This is a genomic window from Roseovarius sp. MBR-79 (assembly GCF_053628555.1).
In genome coordinates this window covers 86,698-105,509 of sequence record NZ_JBRJGP010000012.1, presented here as the reverse complement: position 1 = coordinate 105,509, position 18,812 = coordinate 86,698, and the positions used below count along the sequence as shown (strand labels likewise).

The window sequence follows — 18,812 nt, the reverse complement described above, 5'->3', positions numbered from 1 at the left end:
GACACAATCAAAAACTTGGCGCAAGGCTCGTGCGACGGGGACGCTCCTTCCCGTCACACTGCGGTGAAGACCATTGCCCCACACGTCCTACAGTCCTTAGTGTAGACGCAAAGCGCGCGCCCGCCCTCGGAGCGCGCCTGAAACGGAGACGCCCATGCCCGACCGCCTGTCGCGCGCCCTGCGCCGCTTTCGCGGACGGATCACGCGCCCCGCCCCCGCACCGTCAGACCCGGATACGTCCCGCCTGCCGATTCTGATCTATGGCGCGGGCCAGACCGGGCAACAGCTTGCCGCGGCACTCAGGACCGATAACAGCATGCGCATCGTGGCCTTTGTCGATGATGAGCCGCGCCTGCGCGGGCTGATCATCGCCGGTCTGCGCGTCCATGGCCCCGAGGCCATCGACACGCTGATCGCGCAACACGGCGTCGCGCGCATCATCCTGGCCATGCCAAGCGCCACGGAGGCCGCGCGCGCGCGGCTCAGCCGCCGCCTGGCCGCGACCGGCTGCGAGGTTCATGCGCTGCCCTCCTTCGCGGACCTGATCACCGGCCGCGCAGTCGCACTCTATGACAGCCGGCCCATCGACCCGGCCTCGCTTCTGGGCCGCGACGCGCTGGAACACGAATTGCCCGGTGTCACCAGTGCCTATGCCGGGCGGCGCATCCTTGTGACCGGCGCGGGCGGTTCCATCGGCTCGGAGCTGTGCCGCCAGCTTGTGACCTGCGCGCCCGCCTCACTGGTGCTGCTCGATCATGGCGAGCACGCGCTCTTTCAGATCGAGCGCGAGTTGCGGGATCTGGCCCCCGAGGTCGAGATCATTCCCATACTTGGCTCGGTCACGCAGGCGGCGCTCGTCAATGTGCTGATGCGCGCCAAGAAGATCGACGTGGTGCTCCATGCCGCTGCCTACAAGCATGTGCCGATGGTGGAATTGAACGCCATCGAGGGGATGCGCAACAACGTGATCGGCACCCGCACCGTTGCCCATGCCGCGCGCGAGGCGGGGGTGGAGCGGTTCATCCTCGTCTCGACCGACAAGGCGGTGCGCCCCACCTCGGTCATGGGGGCGTCCAAACGCTTTGCGGAAATGATCGTGCAGGATCTCGCCACCCGCTCGCCCGGCACCCGGTTCTCCATGGTGCGCTTCGGCAATGTGCTGGGCTCCTCGGGCTCGGTCATCCCCACATTCGCCGAACAGATCGCGCGCGGCGGTCCCATCACGCTGACCCATCCGGATGTCACGCGCTATTTCATGACCATCCCCGAGGCGGTGCGGCTGGTGTTGCTGGCAGGCACTTTCGCGCGCGGCGGGGATGTCTTCGTGCTCGACATGGGCGCGCCGGTCCGGGTGCGTGACATAGCCCTCAGGATGATCGAGGCGTCGGGGCTGCGCCTGCGCGATGCCGACACCCCCGACGGCGATATCGAGATCGCCGTCACCGGTCTGCGCCCCGGCGAGAAGCTGCACGAGGAATTGCTGATCGGGTCGGACATGCTGACCACGCCGCACCCGCGTATCCTGCGCGCGCAGGAGGGGCACCTGTCCGAACTGGAACTGGTCAAGGCGCTGAAATCTCTGTCCGAGGCGATCGAGACCCGCGACGTGGCCCTTTTGCGGCGAATCCTCGGGCAATGGATCGAGCAGACCGAGGCCGAGCCTGCGCGCGAAGAGGGCTGAACCGGGACGCACGGCCTTTCCTCCTGTCTTTTCGGCCCTATCTGCCGCCGACACGGTCACGTCTTTACCATGACGCATTTGACCGTTACCCAAGGTCCGGCCTGCCAGAGGAGACGCGCGTGAACACCCCCTGCCCCCAAGTCGGACGCGATGCCTTTCTTGCCGCCATGCGGCAGGTGGCGGCAACCGTCACGGTGGTGACGACCCAGGGAAGCGCAGGCCGCGTCGGCGCGACGGTCAGTGCCTTCACCTCGCTCTCGGCCGATCCGCCCTCGGTGCTGGTCTGCCTGCGCGCCGACAGCCGCATCGCGCAGGCGGTGGTGGAAAACGGGGTGTTCTGCGTCAACATCCTGCCCGAGGATGCGGTCGAGGTGGCCCGCGCCTTTGCCGGCCCCTCGCCGGACGACCCCGCCGACCGCTTTGCCGGCCTTGCCATAGCCCCCGACCCGCACGGTCCGCGCTTGCCGCGCGCAACGGCCTTTGCCTGCACCCTGACCGGTCATGTGCTGCACGCCACCCATGCGATCTGCATCGGCACCGTGGCGGGGCTGACGGTGGCGGGGGGCGAAAAGCCGCTCACCTACCTGAGCGGCAGCTATCATCGCCTGCACCCGCACGAGGGCTGAGCGCCCCCCTTGCGCCCGCCCCGGCGCAGGTCTAGCAAAGCGGCATGACCGAGACCGCCCTCTCCCGCTCTGACGACACCCGCGCGCGCCGCAACGTGGCCGTGCTCGTCGGCGCGCAGGCGATCCTTGGCGCGCAATTGCCGATGATCTTCGTCGTGGGCGGGCTGGCGGGACAGTCGCTCGCCACCAATATCTGTTTCGCCACGCTGCCCATTTCGCTCATCGTGCTGGGCTCGATGCTCTCGGCCACGCCGATGTCGCATGTGATGCAGAAATTCGGGCGGCGCGCGGGGTTCTTCATCGGTGCGCTCTTCGGGGCCATGGGCGGCGCGGTCGGGGCCTGGGGGTTATACGAGGCGTCCTTTCCGATCTTTCTGCTGGGCAGCTTTCTGACCGGGACCTACATGTCGGCGCAGGGGTTCTATCGCTTCGCCGCCGCCGATACGGCCAGCGAAACGTTCCGCCCCAAGGCCATCTCCTATGTCATGGCGGGCGGGCTTCTGAGTGCCATCGTGGGGCCGCAACTGGTCAAGCTCACCTCGCAGGCGATGGTGATTCCGTTTCTCGGCACCTATCTGGCGGTGATCGGGGTGAACCTTCTGGGCGCGCTTCTGTTCCTGCTTCTGGACATCCCGCGCCCGCCCGTGCCCGCCCATGACGCGCCGCGCGGGCGCTCGCGCATGGAGCTGTTGCGCACGCCGCGAATCGCCGTGGCGGTGATCTGCGCGACCGTCTCCTATGCGCTGATGAATCTCGTGATGACCTCGACGCCGCTCGCCGTGGTGGGCTGCGGCTTCACGCCAAGCCACGCCGCCGATATCGTCTCGGCGCATGTGCTGGCCATGTATATCCCGTCCTTCTTCACCGGCCACCTGATCGTGCGGTTCGGGGTGGAGAAGATCGTGGCCACGGGCCTTGTCATCCTTGCGGGCGCGGGGGCGGTGGCGCTCTCGGGCGTGGCGCTGGAGAATTTCTTTGTCGCGCTGATCCTGCTGGGGCTGGGATGGAATTTCGGCTTTATCGGCGCGACCACGATGCTTGCAGGCGAGCACGGCGCGCATGAGCGGGGCCGTGTTCAGGGGATGAACGATCTGATCGTGTTCGGCGGCGTGACCTTCGCCTCGCTCTCGTCGGGCGGGCTGATGAACTGCTCGGGCGGCACGCCGGAGGCAGGGTGGACCGCCGTCAACCTGGCGATGATCCCGTTTCTCACCCTGGCGGGGGCAGCGCTCATCTGGCTGGCGCTGCGCCCGCGGACGGCGTGATCTTTCGAGTATTTGTGGAACGATGAAACGGGGGCTCAGTCCTGCCGCTCATCGGGGTCCGGTTGACCCACACCAAGGAAAAGCCGCCGGAGCGGCACGATCCAGACGATCCCGAGGCCAACATAGACGAGGATTTCCAGCCAGAAGGGCGGGCGGTCGAAGAGGCCCACCACCGTCACCGCCGCCACGATCCAGAGCGGCATCCCCACGATCAGAACCACGAGGGACCAGCGTTTGCGCGCGCGGTGGCTGAGCGGCATGGGCTATTCCTTAATCGGCGAACGGGTCTGTCACGAGGATGGTATCCTCGCGCTCGGGTGAGGTGGAAAGTAGGGCTACCGGGCAGCCGATCAACTCTTCCACGCGGCGCACGTATTTGATGGCCTCGGCGGGCAGGTCGGCCCAGCTTCGCGCGCCTTCGGTGGATTGGGCCCAGCCGGGCAGTTCCTCGTAGATCGGCACGCAGCGTGCCTGCGCCTCGGCGGCCATCGGCAGATGATCGAGCCGTGTGCCGTCCAGATCGTAGCCCACGCAGATTTTCAGGGTCTCGAACCCGTCGAGCACGTCAAGCTTGGTCAGCGCGATACCGTTCATGCCCGAGGTGGCGCAGGTCTGGCGCACGAGGCAGGCATCGAACCAGCCGCAGCGCCGCTTGCGCCCCGTGACCGTGCCGAATTCATGGCCGCGCGTGCCCAGCCGCTCGCCATCGGCGTCGTCAAGCTCGGTCGGGAACGGGCCTTCGCCCACGCGGGTGGTATAGGCCTTGACGATGCCCAGCACATAGTCGATGGCCCCCGGCCCGAGGCCCACGCCGGTGGCCGCCTGCCCCGCGATCACGTTGGAGGAGGTGACAAAGGGATAGGTGCCAAAGTCGATATCCAGAAGCGCGCCCTGCGCGCCCTCAAACAGGATACGCTTGCCCGCGCGGCGTGCCTCCAGCAGCACCTTCCAGACCGGCCCGGCATAGGGCAGGATCTGCGGCGCGATCTCTTGCAGTTGGGCAATCAGCGCGTCGCGGTCCACCGGCGCGATCCCCAGCCCCCGGCGCAGCGGATCGTGATGCTGGAGCGCGCGGTCCACCCGCGCGATCAGCGTCGCCTCGTCGGACAGATCGGCGACGCGCACCGCGCGGCGGCCGACCTTGTCCTCATAGGCCGGGCCGATGCCCCGCCCGGTGGTGCCGATCTTGGTGCCCTTGCTTGCCGCCTCCTCGCGCGCGCGGTCCAACTCGCCGTGGATCGGCAGGATCAGCGGCGTATTCTCGGCGATCATCAGCGTTTCGGGCGTGATGCTCACGCCCTTCTCGCGGATGGCCGCGATCTCGCTCAGCAGATGCCAGGGATCGAGCACCACGCCATTGCCGATCACCGAGAGCTTGCCGCCGCGCACCACGCCCGAGGGCAGCGCATTCAACTTGTAGACCTTGCCGTCGATCACGAGGGTATGGCCCGCATTGTGCCCGCCCTGGAAGCGCGCGATCACATCGGCGCGCTCGCTCAGCCAATCGACAAGCTTGCCCTTTCCCTCATCGCCCCACTGGGCGCCCACGACGACGACATTGGCCATGATGATCCTCTCGGCAAGCTGGAGTGCGCGCGCCGGTATAGCGGGGCGCGGCGCGGGGGGAAACCGGAATTTCAAGCCCGGACCCCGATCGTCTTGACGCGGACACCGGTTCCGGATCGGGCCGCCTCGCAGTCTCGTCCCCTACCGTTTACGCAAGGCACTCGAACCCGAGGGCGACGGTGTGAGGCGGCCCTTCATGGCCGGGATATCCTGAACCATGCCTTGCCTGTATTTCCGCTTCCCTTTGATTTTGCAAGTATACTGTTCGGTTTGCTTTCAATCGGACCGATCACCGAGCCGCGCCAGCACCGCGCCCGTGTCGATCCCCGCGACGGCCCCCGCCACGCGCCCGCGCGGTTCGGCCAGCCGGGTGGCCACATAGGCCCCCGCCACCGCCCCCGGTGCGTGGCGCAAAAGCACCGAAGCCGTGAGCAAGGTGGCAAGACTCTCGGCGTAAAACCGCGCCTGCCCTTCCTCGGGCAGTCTGGGAAAGGTCTGCATATGCGCCTGCATCGCCGCGTCAAAGCGCCGGTCCTGCCCCGCCACCGTCGCCAGTTCGGCGCCGAGCACCTCGCCCGCCAGCGGCTCGCGGCGCAGGGTGCGCAGGATGTCGAGGCAGATCACGTTGCCCGACCCCTCCCAGATCGAGTTGAGCGGCGCCTCGCGGTAGAGCATCGGCAGGGGCGTATCCTCGACATAGCCCATGCCGCCCAAGGTCTCCATCGCCTCGTAGACGAGGCCCGGGCAGAGCTTGTTGCCGAGGAACTTGGCCAGCGCCACGCCGAGGCGCGCAAAGGCGCGCGCCGCCTCGCCCTGCCCGTCAAAGGCGCGCGCCACATGCAGGCCCAGCGCGAGCGTCCCCTCCCAGTCGAGCGCAAGATCGGCCAGAACGGCGCGCATCAGCGGCTGGTCGATGAGACGTTTCTGAAAGGCGCTGCGATGGCAGGCCCAGTGATGCGCCTCCGAGAGTGCCGCGCGCATCAGCCCCGCCGGGGCCATGGCGGTATCGAGGCGGGTGTGATGCACCATCTCGATGATCGTGCGCACGCCCGCACCCTCCTCGCCCAGCCGGTGCGCGATGGCACCGTGATACTCGATCTCGGCCGAGGCATTGGCGCGGTTGCCCAATTTATCCTTGAGCCGCTGGATATGGATGGCGTTGCGCCCCCCCTCCAGCCAGCGCGGCACAAGAAAACAGGTAAGCCCCCCCTCCGCCTGCGCCAGCGTCAGGAATCCGTCGGACATCGGTGCGGAGCAGAACCATTTATGCCCCGTGAGGCGATACTGATCGCCCTCGGCCTCTGCCCGCGTGGTGTTGGCGCGAATGTCCGAGCCGCCCTGTTTCTCGGTCATCGCCATGCCCATCGTGGCCCCGCCCTTGGCCCGCAGCGGGCGCATCGCGGGATCATAAAGCCGCGCCGTCAGCTTTGGCACCCAATCCGCCAGCAGCGCCTTGTCGGCCTTGAGCGCGGGCACGGCGGCATAGGTCATGGTCATCGGACAGCACACGCCCGGCTCCACCTGGGACATGAGATAGACCATGGCGGCATGGGTGGCATGACCGCCCTTCGCCCCCTCCCACGGGATCGCGGCATAGCCCGCGCCCAGCCCCACCTGCATCAGCCGGTGATAGGCGGGATGAAAGCGCACCTCGTCAAGCCGTCGCCCGCCCGCGTCAAAAAGCACCGCCTCGGGCGCGTGGCGGTTCGCGTCGCGGCCCATGGCGCGCATCTCGCCCGTGCCGATCATCGCCCCGAAATCGCCAAGCCGCGCCGTATCCGTCCCCGCCGCCACCGCGTGATCATTGAGCGCGGGATCATCGGCCCAGAGGTCCAGATCGCCGCGCGGCGCGGGTTGATTGGCAACCTCATGGGTGCCGAGGTGCTCATGGCCGGGTGTGCCGGGGGTCTGGGGCATCGCGGCGCTCCTTTCGGCCGCGATGCTAGGCCCTTGGCGCGGAACGCGAAAGGGGATTCACAAAACCGCAAGCCTGTGCCATTGTCACCTCGAAGCGCCCCCAGAGGCGCAGCCGGAGGCATGAGCGAAGAATGACCAAGAACACCACCGTCTGGGGAAGCCTTGCCGTGCTCTCCGTCGCGTTTTTTCTGGCGGCCTATTTCACCTTTGCCGCAGTGCAAGGGGATTACGGCCTCTTCCGCCGCGCCGAGATCGAGGCACAGAGCGCCGAGCTGCGCGTGCAGCTCGCGCAGTTGGAAACCGAGGTGGCGCGCATGGAAATCCTGACCCGGCGGCTCTCGGACGATTTTCTTGACCTCGACCTGCTCGACGAGCAGGCCCGCGACGTGCTGGGCCTGTTGCGCGCGGATGAAATCGTGATCCGCTGACGCTGGACTGACGCCACGGCAAATTCGCCCTCGCAACCGTCGCGGGATTGGTGTAGGAATTGGTTTAGCGTTAAACCATTTCCGCCACCAAGGAGGAGCACCCGCATGGCCCCCCGGAAAAGCGCCGCGAAACCAAACGTTTCCGCCGACGATCTCAAACAGTATTACCGCGACATGCTGCTCATCCGCCGATTCGAAGAGAAGGCGGGGCAGCTTTACGGCATGGGCCTGATCGGCGGTTTCTGCCATCTCTATATCGGGCAGGAGGCGGTTGTCGTGGGCCTCGAGGCCGCCGCCGAGGAAGGCGACCGCCGCATCACCACCTACCGCGATCACGGCCATATGCTCGCCTGCGGGATGGACCCCAAGGGCGTCATGGCCGAGCTGACGGGGCGCGAGGGCGGCTATAGCCGGGGCAAGGGCGGCTCGATGCACATGTTCTCGACCGAGAAGCGCTTTTACGGCGGCCATGGCATCGTCGGCGCCAACGTGCCGCTTGGCGCGGGGCTGGCCTTCGCCGACAAATATCTTGGCAATGACCGCGTGACATTCACCTATTTCGGCGATGGCGCGGCCAATCAGGGGCAGGTCTACGAGACCTTCAACATGGCCGCCCTCTGGGCGCTGCCGGTGATCTTCGTCATCGAGAACAACCAGTATGCGATGGGAACCTCGCAGAAACGCTCCACCTCCAGCCCCGATATCTATCACCGCGGCGAAGCCTTCGGCATCCCCGGCGAGATGGTGGACGGCATGGACGTGCTGGCCGTCAAGGCGGCGGGCGAAAAGGCCGTGGCGCATTGCCGCGCGGGCAAGGGCCCGTATATCCTCGAGATCAAGACCTATCGCTATCGCGGCCACTCGATGTCGGACCCCGCGAAATACCGCACCCGCGAGGAGGTCCAGAAGATGCGCGACGAGAAGGACGCCATCGAGCATGTGCGCGAGTTGCTGCTGTCGGGTGGTCACGCCTCCGAGGAGGACCTCAAGGCGATCGACAAGGACATCAAGGATGTCGTGAACAAATCCGCCGAGTTCGCCAAGGAAAGCCCGGAACCCGCGCTCGAAGAGCTGTGGACCGACATCATCGCCGACGTGGCCCCGCAGGAGGAAGCCACCCAATGACCGCGCCGCAGGAATTGATCATCGAACATCTCAAGCGCATTCAGGATCGCCTCGCCCGGCTCGAAGGCGGACAAGTGGAAATCCTGTCCGAAATCCGTCAGCAAAAGGTGCATCAGGCGGCGTTCCTGCAAGGCGAGGCCACGCAGGACGGGCGCATTGCCGAGCTTGCGGCCCGGCTTGCGCGCATCGAACAGCGCCTTGACCTGCGCGACGACATCTGACGAGGAGAGACGACCATGACAACCGAAATTCTCATGCCCGCCCTCTCGCCGACGATGGAGGAGGGCACGCTGGCGAAATGGCTGGTGAAGGAAGGCGATAGCGTCAAATCGGGCGATATCCTCGCCGAGATCGAGACCGACAAGGCGACGATGGAATTCGAGGCCGTCGATGAGGGCACCATCGGCAAGATCCTCGTGGAAGAGGGCACCGAAGGGGTGAAGGTCAACACGCCCATCGCGGTGCTGCTGGAAGAGGGCGAGAGCGCGGACGATATCGCGAGCGAATCGCCCGCCCCGGCCCCCGAGCCGGAACCTCAGCCCGCCCGCGCCCCGGCGGAGGCGAAGGCGGCAAGAGGTCCCGCATCAGGTGCGGGACAGGTTCCGCCAATGGCGGAACCCGACTGGCCCGAGGGCACGGACATGCAGAAGATGACCGTGCGCGAGGCGCTCAATTCCGCCATGGCCGAGGAAATGCGCCGCGACGACACGGTGTTCGTCATGGGCGAGGAGGTGGCCGAATATCAGGGCGCCTACAAGATCACCCAGGGTCTGCTCGACGAATTCGGCCCCAAGCGCGTGATCGACACGCCGATCACCGAACACGGCTTTGCCGGGATCGGGGTGGGCGCGTCCTGGGGGGGCTTGCGGCCCATCGTGGAATTCATGACCTGGAATTTCGCCATGCAGGCGATTGACCAGATCATCAACTCTGCCGCCAAGACGCTCTATATGTCCGGCGGCCAGATGGGCAGCCCCATCGTCTTTCGCGGCACCAACGGCGCCGCCGCCCGCGTGGGCGCGCAGCACAGCCAGGATTACGCCGCCTGGTATGCGCAGGTGCCGGGGCTTCGCGTGGTGCAGCCCTATTCGGCGGCCTGCGCCAAGGGTCTATTGAAAACCGCGATCCGCGATCCAAACCCGGTTGTGTTCCTGGAAAATGAAATCCTCTATGGCCGCTCCTTCGAGGTGCCCAAGCTTGACGATTTCACCATCCCCTTCGGCAAGGCCAAGATCTGGCGCGAGGGCAGCGATGTCACCATCGTCAGCTTCGGCATCGGCATGACCTATGCGCTGGAGGCCGCCGAACAGCTGGCCGAGGACGGGATCAGCGCCGAGGTGATCGACCTGCGCACGCTGCGCCCGATGGATACCGACACGGTGATCGCCTCGGTGATGAAGACCAACCGCTGCGTGACCGTGGAAGAGGGCTGGCCGGTGGCCTCCATCGGCAACCACATCTCGGCGGTGCTGATGCAAAAGGCGTTCGATTATCTCGACGCTCCGGTGATCAACTGCACCGGCAAGGACGTGCCCATGCCCTATGCCGCCAATCTCGAAAAGCTGGCGCTGACCTCGACCGCAGAGGTGATCGACGCCGTGCGCCAAGTGACCTACCGCTGAGGAGAGACGCGATGCCAACCGAGATTCTCATGCCCGCCCTCTCGCCCACGATGGAAGAGGGCACACTTGCCAAATGGCTGGTCAAGGAGGGCGATACCGTTGCGGCGGGCGACCTGCTGGCCGAGATCGAGACCGACAAGGCCACGATGGAATTCGAGGCCGTGGACGAGGGCGTGATCGGCAAGATCCTCGTGGCCGAAGGCAGCGAGGGGGTAAAGGTCAACACGGCCATCGCCGTGCTGCTGGAAGAGGGCGAGAGCGCGGCGGATATTGGCACAAGCACCGCCAAACCGGACGCGGCCAAATCCGAGGCCCCCGCGCCCGCAGCCACCGCCGAGACTGCCACGAAAGGGGCGGGCGAGGCCCCTGCCGCGCCGAAAGCCTCCGATGGCGGGCGCGTCTTTGCCTCGCCGCTCGCGCGGCGCATCGCCGCCGAGAAGGGGCTGGACCTCGCGCAGATCACCGGCTCCGGCCCGCATGGCCGCATCGTCAAGGCGGATGTCGAGGACGCCAAACCATCCACCGCCAAGGAGGCCGCCAAACCGACCGAGAAGGCCGCGGCCCCGGCAGCGGCCCCCTCTGGCCCCTCCACCGATGCCGTGGTCGCCATGTATCAGGGCCGCGACTATGAGGAGGTCAAGCTTGACGGAATGCGCAAGACCATCGCCGCGCGCCTGACCGAGGCCAAGCAGACCGTGCCGCATTTCTACCTGCGCCGCGAAATCCGTCTTGATGCGCTGATGAAATTCCGCGCCGACCTCAACAAGCAGCTTGAGGCACGGGGCGTGAAACTGTCGGTCAACGACTTCATCATCAAGGCCTGTGCGCTCGCGCTTCAGGCGGTGCCGGACGCCAATGCGGTCTGGGCAGGCGACAAGGTGCTCAGGCTGAAACCCTCGGACGTGGCCGTGGCCGTCGCCATCGAGGGGGGGCTCTTCACCCCCGTGCTCAAGGATGCCGAGATGAAATCGCTCTCGGCGCTGTCGGCGGAGATGAAAGACCTCGCCAAGCGCGCCCGCGACCGCAAGCTGGCCCCGCAGGAATATCAGGGCGGCACCTTTGCCATTTCCAACCTCGGGATGTTCGGGATCGAGAATTTCGATGCCGTCATCAACCCGCCCCATGGCGCGATTCTCGCCGTTGGCGCGGGGCTGAAAAAGCCGGTGGTGGGCAAGGATGGCGAATTGACCGTCGCCACCGTCATGTCGGTCACGCTCTCGGTGGATCACCGGGTGATCGACGGCGCGCTCGGCGCGCAATTGCTGGAACAGATCGTGGGCAACCTCGAAAATCCCATGGTCATGCTGGCCTGACGCCCATATCCGGGGGCACCGCGCAACGGTGCCCCGTCAGAGCGGCGCGCGAAAGATCACGAATGCGCCTGCGGCAATCAGGGCAAAGCCCACGAGGTGATTGACCGTCAGCGGCTCTTTCAGCCACAGCACCGAGAACCCGGCAAACACCGTCAGGGTGATCACCTCCTGCATGGTCTTGAGTTCGGCCGCCGTATACACACGGTGGCCGATGCGGTTTGCGGGCACGGCAAGCATGTATTCGAAAAGCGCGATGCCCCAGCTTATCAAGACCACGGCCCAAAGCGCGGCATGGGGGAATTTCAGATGCCCATACCACGCGAAGGTCATGAAGATATTGGACAGGCTCAGCAGGAGAACAGGCGCGAGCCAGGGCCAGAGCGCGGTCATGCGCGTCAGCCGTCCTCGCTGCCGCGCACGCCCAGAAGCTGATCCATGCTGACCGACGGCTGATCGCAACCCGCCTCACCGACGATCTTTGCCGGCACGCCCGCCACCGTCTTGCAGGGCGGCACCTCCTGCAACACCACCGATCCTGCCGCGATGCGCGAGCAGTGGCCGACGCGGATATTGCCCAGCACCTTGGCCCCCGCGCCAATCAGCACGCCGTCGCCGATCTTGGGGTGGCGGTCCTCCTCCTCCTTGCCGGTGCCGCCAAGGGTGACCGAATGGAGCATCGAGACATTGTCGCCCACCACCGCCGTCTCGCCGATGACGATGGAATGGGCATGGTCGATCATGATGCCCTTGCCGATGCGGGCGGCGGGGTGAATATCCACGCCGAACACCTCGGACGAGCGCATCTGGTAGAACCGTGCCAGATCGCGTCGCCCCTCGCGCCAGAGCCAATGCGCGATCCGGTAGCATTGCACCGCCTGATAGCCCTTGAAGAACAAGAGCGGCAAAAGAAACCGGTCGCAAGCCGGGTCACGGTCGCGCACGGCAACGATATCGGCGCGCGCCGCAAGGCCGATGGTGGCATCCGCCGCCAGCGCCTTGTCGCAGATCTCGCGCAGGATCTGCTCGGGCATCTCGGGCGACGCGAGCTTGAGCGAAATCCGGTACGCCAACGCCGATTCGAAGCTGCCATGGTGCAGCACGCTGGAATGAATGAGGCCGCCCAAAAGCGGCTCATCGGCAATCGCCGCCCGCGCCTCTTGCGCGATCTGGACCCAGACGGGATCGAATGCGGCCAGTTTGGTCTTGATGGTGGGCACGGGGCTGGTCTCCTTCTCGGGCCTTCACTATACCAGAGGCGCTTCGTGGAGAAAATCCACTCCGGCAGAGGGGATGTAGGGCGATGGACCACGCAACGCAAACCGCTTTTCGCACACGGATCATGGCGCGGCTGGACGAGATCGACGAAGAGGACGCGCGCGGGCGCGGGGGACAGGCGACGGTGGAGCTGGATCAGCAGTCCGTCGGGCGACTGAGCCGTCAGGACGCGCTGCAATCGCAGGCCATGGCGCGCGCCACCCATGTGCGCCGCGACATCGAGCGGCGGCGGCTGCGCGCGGCGCTTTCGCGTCTCGACGAGGGAGAATTCGGCACTTGCGAGGATTGCGGCGAAGAGATTGCCGAGGCGCGGCTGGCCCTTGATCCCGGCCTCACGCGCTGCATCTCTTGCGCAAGGGGATGACCCCTCCGGAGGGAACCATGCAGCTATCCGCCATCATCGTCAGCCACGGCCAACCCTCCGACCCGGACCCGGCAGAGGCGGAGCTTCTGGGGTTCGCGCACAAGGTTTCACAGGCCCTGCCCGGCTGGCATGTGGGGGCTGCAACGCTGGCCAAACCCGGCGCGCTCGACGCGGCGCTGGCCGCCGCTGGCACCGCCCCGCGCATCTATCCGCTTTTCATGACCGAGGGCTGGTTTACCGGCGAGAACCTGCGCAATCGGCTGAGCGCCGCGCCCGAGGCCGTGATCCTGCGCCCCTTGGGCGTCTCGCCCGCCCTGCCCGCGCTTGCCGCCGATCTTCTGCGCGCGGAGATTGCGACGGCGGGCTGGCAAGCCGACGACGTGCGCGCCTTCATCGCCGCGCATGGCTCGGGTCGCAGCCCCAATTCCGCGCGCGACACCAATGCCTTTGCCAAGGCGCTGGCCGCGCATCTGCCGCTTGCGGAGATCCGCGTGGGCTTTGTCGAGGAGGCCCCCTATCTGGCCGACGCGGCACAGGGCTTGGGCGCGCGCAGCCTTTGCCTGCCCTTCTTCGCCGCCGAGGGCGGGCATGTGGTGGACGACATTCCCGAGGCGCTCGATGCGGCGGGCTTTGCCGGATTGCGCCTGCGCCCCATAGGCTGCGCGCCCGCCGTGTCCGGCCTTGTCGCGCGCGAAATCGCGGGCGCGGGCTGACGCACCGTTAGCGCAACCATCACCCCGTCCACGGCCTTTGCGATAACGGTTATCGCTAACATACTGAAAATCAGTCAAAAACAACCGCATTGCGGCTTCCCGAACGCGCGCGCGCCGTCTATACCGCGCGTAACCTTCCGAACAGGAGTCGCCCCATGACAATTACCGTCGGCATCAATGGTTTCGGCCGCATCGGCCGCTGCACGCTGGCCCACATTTCCGAGAGCCTGCGCAACGATATCAAGGTCGTCAAGGTCAACGCCACCGGCCCGATCGAGACCGCCGCACATCTGATGCGCTACGACAGCGTGCATGGCCGCTTTGGCCACACGGTCACGGTGGAGGGCCGCACGCTCGATCTGGGGCGCGGACCGATTGACGTGATGTCGACATACGATCTCAACGAGCTGGATTGGGAGGGTGTCGATGTGGTGCTCGAGTGCACCGGCAATTTCAACGACGGCCTCAAGGCCCGCGCGCACCTGGAGCGCGGCGCACGCAAGGTGCTGATCTCGGCGCCTGCCAAGAACGTGGACCGCACCGTGGTTTTCGGCGTCAACGACGCGATGCTGCAATCGGGCGAGAAGATGATCTCGAACGGCTCCTGCACCACCAACTGTCTCGCGCCGCTGGCCAAGGTGCTGCATGAGGGGATCGGCATCGAATCGGGCATCATGACCACGATCCACGCCTATACCGGCGATCAGCCGACGCTGGACCGCCGCCACAATGACCTCTACCGCGCCCGCGCCGCCGCCATGTCGATGATCCCCACCTCCACCGGGGCCGCGAAGGCGCTTGGCGAGGTGCTGCCGGAGCTTGCAGGGCGTCTTGACGGTTCGGCCATCCGTGTGCCCACGCCCAATGTCTCGGCGGTGGACCTGACGTTCATCGCCGAGCGTGACGTGACCAAGGCGGACGTCAACGAGGTCGTGGCCGAGGCGGCAGCGGGCGCGATGAAGGGTGTTCTGGGATATGACCCGGAGCCCAAGGTCTCCATCGACTTCAACCATACCGAGGAAAGCTCGATCTTCGCGCCGGACCTCACCAAGGTCACCGGCAAGCGGCTGGTGCGGGTGCTGGCCTGGTATGACAACGAGTGGGGCTTTTCGTGCCGCATGGCCGATGTGGCCGTGGCCATGGGCCGCCTCCAATAAGCCCGGCCTTCCGGACATGACGCGCCCCGGCCCCCGCGCCGGGGCGTTTTGCATTTCGGGGGCCGTGCCTCGGGGCGGATTGCGCAAAGAAAAACCGCGCCCAACCGGGCGCGGTTTTCGCAACCGTCGCAAGGGGCGATCTTACTTGATCTTGCCTTCCTTGTATTCGACATGCTTGCGCACGACGGGGTCGTATTTGCGCACTGTCATCTTTTCGGTCATGGTGCGGGCGTTCTTCTTGGTCACGTAGAAATGCCCGGTGCCCGCGGTCGAATTGAGGCGGATCTTGATGGTGGTCGGCTTCGCCATGTGTCGTCTCCTGCGGCGGATGACGTGCATCCGCGAATATCCCATGAACCCCGCCTTTTAGCGGCGCGCGCGCGCGAGTCAACCGCGATTCTGGCGCAAAGGCGGGTTGTCCGCTGTCAGTTCTGCGAGAGCTGCGTCGGCTGGCGGTAGAAGTGATGCACGCCGATGCTGGCGGTGCGCGGGAACACGCGGGCCCAACGGGGATTGACAGCGCGGGTGTGGTAATGCGTGGCCCCGTCGGTCAGACGCCGCGGCGCACCCTCGACCATCAGGCGGGCCACCCGGCTCACCTGATCAAAAGCGCCCTTGTTGGCGATGGTGTCGGAGTTGCCGTCACAGGTATAGGTGAACTGGCACTGATACTTGCGCCCCGTGCCCTGATGGATCACGCCGCAGAGCGTATCGGGAAAGGCGGTGCTGTCAACGCGGTTGAGGATCACCTCGGCCACCGCGAACTGCCCGCGCACGCTCTCGCCGCGGGCCTCGAAATAAAGCGCCTCGGCGAGGCAGTGCGTCTCGCGGTCGAGCGTGCCCACACGCTGCTGGCTGAGCCACTCTCGGGAATAGTCGATCCCGATCTCGGGGCGGCTGATATAGCTGGCCATGCGGTCGCCCGGAATGGCGCGCAGCGCGCGCGTTTCCTGTTCCATCAATCGTGTTACGGGGGTATCCGCCAGCACCGGGCCTGTCAGCCCCGCAGCCAGCGCTACGGTCCACAGAATCCGTTTCATGCATCGTCTCCTTGCCTTGGACAGGCCAGCGGCCCGCCTCGTCAGTTGCGAGCGCACTAGACGAAAGCCGTCCAAAGGTCCACCCGAGCGGTCGGCAAGGCTCCGCCTATGGCGGTTTATGTCCAGAAACAAGGGCTTGTCATGTCAGATATTGCGCGTATCGGGCGGCGCGCTACCCCATCTTGTCGCGCACGGCAAGCTGTGCGGCAGCAAGTCGCGCCACCGGCACCCGGAAGGGCGAGCAACTCACATAGGTAAAACCGACATCGCGGCAGAAGCCGATTGATTCGGGATTGCCGCCATGTTCGCCGCAGATCGACAGAACCACGTCCGGGTTGGCCGCGCGCCCGCGCTCGGCACCGATGCGCAAAAGCTCTCCGACCCCGTCGACATCGAGCACATGAAACGGGTCCTCCGGGTAGACGCCCTGCTGCACATAGGTCGACATGAAGCGCCCGGCATCGTCGCGCGACAGGCCATAGGTCATCTGTGTCAGGTCGTTGGTGCCGAAGCTGAGGAACGAAACCAGCGGCGCGATCTCTCCGGCGCACAGCGCCGCGCGCGGCGTCTCGACCATGACGCCCAGCCGAAAGGCAAAGTCGCGCCCGGTCTCGTTGCGCACGGCGGCGGCCACGGCATCCACCCGCATCTTGACCAGTTCCACCTCGCGGCGCGCGCTGACCAGCGGGATCATGATCTCGGGCACGACCGGCGCGCCGTCCCGGCTGGCCTCCAGCGTCGCCTCGAAGATGGCGCGCGCCTGCATGTCATAGATCTCGGGCATGGTGATGCCCAGACGCACGCCGCGCATCCCCAGCATGGGGTTGTATTCGGCCAGCGCCTCGACCCGGCGGGTGACATCGGACACCGGCAGATCGAGCGCTTCGGCCAGTTGCACATGCCCCGCCCGATCTGCGGGCATGAACTCGTGCAGCGGCGGGTCAAAGAGACGGATGCAGACAGGCTGCCCCTGCATGATGCGGAAAAGCTCCGCGAAATCCGCGCGCTGCATGGGCAAAAGGCGCTCGAGCACCGCCGCCCGGTCGGCCGGCGTGTCGGCAAAGATCATCTCGCGCATGACCGTCAGGCGGTCGGCTTCGAAGAACATGTGCTCGGTCCGGCACAGGCCGATGCCCTTGGCGTTGAAATGGCGCGCCAGTTCCGCATCGGCAGGGGTGTCGGCATTGGCGCGCACGGCGATGTCGCGGGTGCCGTCGGCCCAGCTCATCAGCGTCTGGAACGCGTCGTCGCGCGCCGCCTCCAGAAGCGGGGCCTCGCCGGCAAGCACATGGCCGTTGGTCCCGTCGATGGTGATCGTCTCGCCCGCCTTGACCACGCGCCCGTCAGGCATGGTCAGCATCTTGCGCCGGGTCTGAAAGCGGATCTCCGAGGCCCCCACCACGCAGGGCAGGCCGATGCCGCGCCCGATCACGGCCGCATGGCTGGTGATGCCGCCCCGCTCGGTCAGCACGGCGCGCGCGGCATGCATCCCGCGGATATCCTCTGTGCTGGTCTCGCGGCGCACCAGAACGCAGGGCTCGCCACGCGCCGCCGCCGCCTGCGCCTCGGCTGCCGAAAAGACGACCTTGCCGGAGGCCGCGCCGGGGCTCGCGGCAATCCCGCGCGCAAGAATGTCGCGCGGCGCGTCGGGGTCCACCTGCCGGTGCAGCAATTCGTTGAGCGCGCGCGGCTCGATCCGCATCAGCGCCTCTTCGCGCGTGATGACACCGTCCTCGGCCATCCGCACCGCAATGGCCACCGCCGCGCGCGCGCTGCGCGCCACGCGGAGGCCATCGAGAATCCAGACGCGGCCATCCTCGATGGTGAATTCGGTCTGCATCTCCTCGCGCAGCTTTTCGCGCATGAGACGGGTATGGGCGAGGATCTCGTCGAACGCGTCGGGGGCAAGCTCCTGAAGCGACGGGCCGCGCGGGTCGCGCGTGAGATAGAGCGCGTCCTCGCCGCCGCGCAGCGCGTCGCGCCCCTGGCTCTGGCTCAGGTAGCGCCCGGTGATCTGGTCGGCACCGGTGCGGCTGTCCACCAGTTGCATGACACCCGATCCGCTCTCGCCCGGTCCAAGCCCGAGCGCCAGTTCCTGCACCACAAGGCCAAGGCCCGCATCGGCGGGCGCGCCCTTGGCTTGCCGCAAGAGCCGCGCTGTCGTGCCTTCCCAGGCGCGCGCCATGGAGCGCAGCACCTCCGAAAGCTGCACCGCCGGATCCTGGGGAAATTCCTCGTCGGTCTCGTCCTCATAGGCGCGCAGGGCCTGTGACAGGCCCCTCACCGGGTCATTGTCCACATCGTCAAAGATATCCGGGTCAAGCCGCGCCACATGGATCGCGTAGCCCTGAACGAAGCGCAGGTAGATTTCCGAAGCCGCGCGTTTGCCGATCTGCTCGGACAACCCCACAAAGCGCGCATCGTTGATCCCGATATTGAGCACCGCCCCCGGCCCGCCCCAATCCGGGTCCTCCGAGGAGGGGCGCACACAAAGAAGCGTGCCCGGCCCGAACGGATCGAGCAGGCGCGCCATGTCGGGCATGTCTCCGGCCGCGATCCGGTGGACGGCGGCAAAGGACAGCGCCAGCGTGCGCGGGACCGGCAGATGGAGCCGCACCAGCCGTTGCAGGCATTTCGCCCGCCCGCCATGGGTGGCGATCTGCACCGGGGCCGACGGGGTGATGAGGGTGATATGGGTCTCGTCTTGCTGCACTGCGGCA

Annotated in this window: 19 protein-coding genes; 11 read left to right on the top strand and 8 right to left on the bottom strand. The window is 66.5% G+C overall.

Going from position 1 to position 18,812, the window contains the following annotated elements; translation table 11 throughout:
• The first annotated feature begins 154 nt into the window (after positions 1-154).
• The 3 genes from ACSSV8_RS13640 to ACSSV8_RS13630 all read left to right on the top strand — a co-directional run bounded on the left by ACSSV8_RS13640 (position 155) and on the right by ACSSV8_RS13630 (position 3,572).
• On the top strand, positions 155-1,681 hold the full coding sequence (locus ACSSV8_RS13640) for a polysaccharide biosynthesis protein (protein WP_454282799.1): 1,527 nt from the start codon (positions 155-157) through the stop codon (positions 1,679-1,681).
• A 119-nt stretch (positions 1,682-1,800) separates the two neighbouring features.
• Entirely contained in the window at positions 1,801-2,307 is a 507-nt protein-coding gene (locus tag ACSSV8_RS13635) for a flavin reductase family protein (RefSeq protein ID WP_354539186.1), read from the top strand.
• 44 nt (positions 2,308-2,351) lie between these two features.
• Entirely contained in the window at positions 2,352-3,572 is a 1,221-nt protein-coding gene (locus ACSSV8_RS13630) for an MFS transporter (RefSeq protein ID WP_454282798.1), read from the top strand.
• 35 nt (positions 3,573-3,607) lie between these two features.
• Here ACSSV8_RS13630 and ACSSV8_RS13625 read toward each other — a convergent pair whose 3' ends face one another.
• The 3 genes from ACSSV8_RS13625 to ACSSV8_RS13615 form a co-directional block, all read right to left on the bottom strand.
• Positions 3,608-3,832 (bottom strand): DUF2842 domain-containing protein, encoded by a 225-nt coding sequence (locus ACSSV8_RS13625; RefSeq protein WP_454282797.1) that lies wholly within the window; start codon positions 3,830-3,832, stop codon positions 3,608-3,610.
• 10 nt (positions 3,833-3,842) lie between these two features.
• On the bottom strand, positions 3,843-5,138 hold the full coding sequence (locus tag ACSSV8_RS13620; RefSeq protein WP_354539189.1) for an adenylosuccinate synthase: 1,296 nt from the start codon (positions 5,136-5,138) through the stop codon (positions 3,843-3,845).
• Positions 5,139-5,414: 276 nt separating this feature from the next.
• A complete protein-coding gene (locus ACSSV8_RS13615; RefSeq protein WP_354539190.1) occupies positions 5,415-7,055 on the bottom strand; it encodes an acyl-CoA dehydrogenase family protein in 1,641 nt (546 codons plus the stop codon).
• Positions 7,056-7,186: 131 nt separating this feature from the next.
• Here ACSSV8_RS13615 and ACSSV8_RS13610 point away from each other — a divergent pair, with 131 nt between their 5' ends.
• The 5 genes from ACSSV8_RS13610 to ACSSV8_RS13590 all read left to right on the top strand — a co-directional run bounded on the left by ACSSV8_RS13610 (position 7,187) and on the right by ACSSV8_RS13590 (position 11,543).
• The gene (locus ACSSV8_RS13610) at positions 7,187-7,483 is read left to right on the top strand and encodes an FtsB family cell division protein (protein ID WP_354539191.1); all 297 of its coding nucleotides are present in this window, start codon (positions 7,187-7,189) and stop codon (positions 7,481-7,483) included.
• A 105-nt stretch (positions 7,484-7,588) separates the two neighbouring features.
• Positions 7,589-8,608: a pyruvate dehydrogenase (acetyl-transferring) E1 component subunit alpha gene (pdhA, locus tag ACSSV8_RS13605; protein WP_454282796.1), complete on the top strand. Its 1,020-nt coding sequence runs from the start codon at positions 7,589-7,591 to the stop codon at positions 8,606-8,608.
• Positions 8,605-8,829 carry a hypothetical protein gene (locus ACSSV8_RS13600; RefSeq protein ID WP_354539193.1) on the top strand — a complete coding sequence of 75 codons (225 nt, stop codon included), beginning with the start codon at positions 8,605-8,607 and terminating at the stop codon, positions 8,827-8,829. The genes pdhA and ACSSV8_RS13600 overlap by 4 nt, the downstream gene beginning before the upstream one ends.
• A 15-nt stretch (positions 8,830-8,844) precedes the next feature.
• A complete protein-coding gene (locus tag ACSSV8_RS13595) occupies positions 8,845-10,230 on the top strand; it encodes a pyruvate dehydrogenase complex E1 component subunit beta (protein ID WP_454282795.1) in 1,386 nt (461 codons plus the stop codon).
• A gap of 11 nt (positions 10,231-10,241) precedes the next feature.
• Entirely contained in the window at positions 10,242-11,543 is a 1,302-nt protein-coding gene (locus tag ACSSV8_RS13590; protein WP_454282794.1) for a pyruvate dehydrogenase complex dihydrolipoamide acetyltransferase, read from the top strand.
• A gap of 36 nt (positions 11,544-11,579) precedes the next feature.
• Here ACSSV8_RS13590 and ACSSV8_RS13585 read toward each other — a convergent pair whose 3' ends face one another.
• Positions 11,580-11,933 carry a DMT family protein gene (locus ACSSV8_RS13585; RefSeq protein ID WP_454282793.1) on the bottom strand — a complete coding sequence of 118 codons (354 nt, stop codon included), beginning with the start codon at positions 11,931-11,933 and terminating at the stop codon, positions 11,580-11,582.
• Between the two features lie 5 nt (positions 11,934-11,938).
• Positions 11,939-12,760, bottom strand: coding sequence for a serine O-acetyltransferase (cysE, locus tag ACSSV8_RS13580; RefSeq protein ID WP_454282792.1), 822 nt, complete (start codon positions 12,758-12,760; stop codon positions 11,939-11,941).
• Positions 12,761-12,843: 83 nt separating this feature from the next.
• On the opposite strand from cysE, the gene ACSSV8_RS13575 reads away from it, so the two are divergent.
• The 3 genes from ACSSV8_RS13575 (at position 12,844) to gap (ending at position 15,052) form a co-directional block, all read left to right on the top strand.
• Positions 12,844-13,182, top strand: coding sequence for a TraR/DksA C4-type zinc finger protein (locus ACSSV8_RS13575; protein ID WP_454282791.1), 339 nt, complete (start codon positions 12,844-12,846; stop codon positions 13,180-13,182).
• Positions 13,183-13,199: 17 nt separating this feature from the next.
• Positions 13,200-13,895 carry a sirohydrochlorin chelatase gene (locus tag ACSSV8_RS13570; protein ID WP_454282790.1) on the top strand — a complete coding sequence of 232 codons (696 nt, stop codon included), beginning with the start codon at positions 13,200-13,202 and terminating at the stop codon, positions 13,893-13,895.
• Between the two features lie 155 nt (positions 13,896-14,050).
• Complete coding sequence (gap, locus tag ACSSV8_RS13565; RefSeq protein WP_454282789.1) at positions 14,051-15,052, top strand: type I glyceraldehyde-3-phosphate dehydrogenase; 1,002 nt, start codon at positions 14,051-14,053, stop codon at positions 15,050-15,052.
• A 141-nt stretch (positions 15,053-15,193) separates the two neighbouring features.
• Here gap and rpmG read toward each other — a convergent pair whose 3' ends face one another.
• The 3 genes from rpmG to ACSSV8_RS13550 all read right to left on the bottom strand — a co-directional run bounded on the left by rpmG (position 15,194) and on the right by ACSSV8_RS13550 (position 18,805).
• Positions 15,194-15,361 carry a 50S ribosomal protein L33 gene (gene rpmG / locus ACSSV8_RS13560; RefSeq protein WP_007799108.1) on the bottom strand — a complete coding sequence of 56 codons (168 nt, stop codon included), beginning with the start codon at positions 15,359-15,361 and terminating at the stop codon, positions 15,194-15,196.
• A gap of 116 nt (positions 15,362-15,477) precedes the next feature.
• On the bottom strand, positions 15,478-16,092 hold the full coding sequence (locus ACSSV8_RS13555) for a cell wall hydrolase (protein WP_454282788.1): 615 nt from the start codon (positions 16,090-16,092) through the stop codon (positions 15,478-15,480).
• 172 nt (positions 16,093-16,264) lie between these two features.
• Positions 16,265-18,805: a putative PEP-binding protein gene (locus ACSSV8_RS13550; protein WP_454282787.1), complete on the bottom strand. Its 2,541-nt coding sequence runs from the start codon at positions 18,803-18,805 to the stop codon at positions 16,265-16,267.
• Positions 18,806-18,812 lie beyond the last annotated feature (7 nt).

What these genes read in the sequence shown, in the direction of transcription:
- ACSSV8_RS13610 (WP_354539191.1), top strand. Translation starts at nt 7,187, where the DNA reads ATGACCAAGAACACCACCGTCTGGGGAAGCCTTGCCGTGCTCTCCGTC.
- ACSSV8_RS13575 (WP_454282791.1), top strand. Translation starts at nt 12,844, where the DNA reads ATGGACCACGCAACGCAAACCGCTTTTCGCACACGGATCATGGCGCGG.
- ACSSV8_RS13620 (WP_354539189.1), bottom strand. Translation starts at nt 5,138, where the DNA reads ATGGCCAATGTCGTCGTCGTGGGCGCCCAGTGGGGCGATGAGGGAAAG.
- ACSSV8_RS13640 (WP_454282799.1), top strand. Translation starts at nt 155, where the DNA reads ATGCCCGACCGCCTGTCGCGCGCCCTGCGCCGCTTTCGCGGACGGATC.
- ACSSV8_RS13625 (WP_454282797.1), bottom strand. Translation starts at nt 3,832, where the DNA reads ATGCCGCTCAGCCACCGCGCGCGCAAACGCTGGTCCCTCGTGGTTCTG.
- ACSSV8_RS13630 (WP_454282798.1), top strand. Translation starts at nt 2,352, where the DNA reads ATGACCGAGACCGCCCTCTCCCGCTCTGACGACACCCGCGCGCGCCGC.
- ACSSV8_RS13555 (WP_454282788.1), bottom strand. Translation starts at nt 16,092, where the DNA reads ATGAAACGGATTCTGTGGACCGTAGCGCTGGCTGCGGGGCTGACAGGC.
- ACSSV8_RS13595 (WP_454282795.1), top strand. Translation starts at nt 8,845, where the DNA reads ATGACAACCGAAATTCTCATGCCCGCCCTCTCGCCGACGATGGAGGAG.
- ACSSV8_RS13615 (WP_354539190.1), bottom strand. Translation starts at nt 7,055, where the DNA reads ATGCCCCAGACCCCCGGCACACCCGGCCATGAGCACCTCGGCACCCAT.
- ACSSV8_RS13585 (WP_454282793.1), bottom strand. Translation starts at nt 11,933, where the DNA reads ATGACCGCGCTCTGGCCCTGGCTCGCGCCTGTTCTCCTGCTGAGCCTG.
- ACSSV8_RS13600 (WP_354539193.1), top strand. Translation starts at nt 8,605, where the DNA reads ATGACCGCGCCGCAGGAATTGATCATCGAACATCTCAAGCGCATTCAG.
- ACSSV8_RS13570 (WP_454282790.1), top strand. Translation starts at nt 13,200, where the DNA reads ATGCAGCTATCCGCCATCATCGTCAGCCACGGCCAACCCTCCGACCCG.
- rpmG (WP_007799108.1), bottom strand. Translation starts at nt 15,361, where the DNA reads ATGGCGAAGCCGACCACCATCAAGATCCGCCTCAATTCGACCGCGGGC.
- pdhA (WP_454282796.1), top strand. Translation starts at nt 7,589, where the DNA reads ATGGCCCCCCGGAAAAGCGCCGCGAAACCAAACGTTTCCGCCGACGAT.
- gap (WP_454282789.1), top strand. Translation starts at nt 14,051, where the DNA reads ATGACAATTACCGTCGGCATCAATGGTTTCGGCCGCATCGGCCGCTGC.
- ACSSV8_RS13590 (WP_454282794.1), top strand. Translation starts at nt 10,242, where the DNA reads ATGCCAACCGAGATTCTCATGCCCGCCCTCTCGCCCACGATGGAAGAG.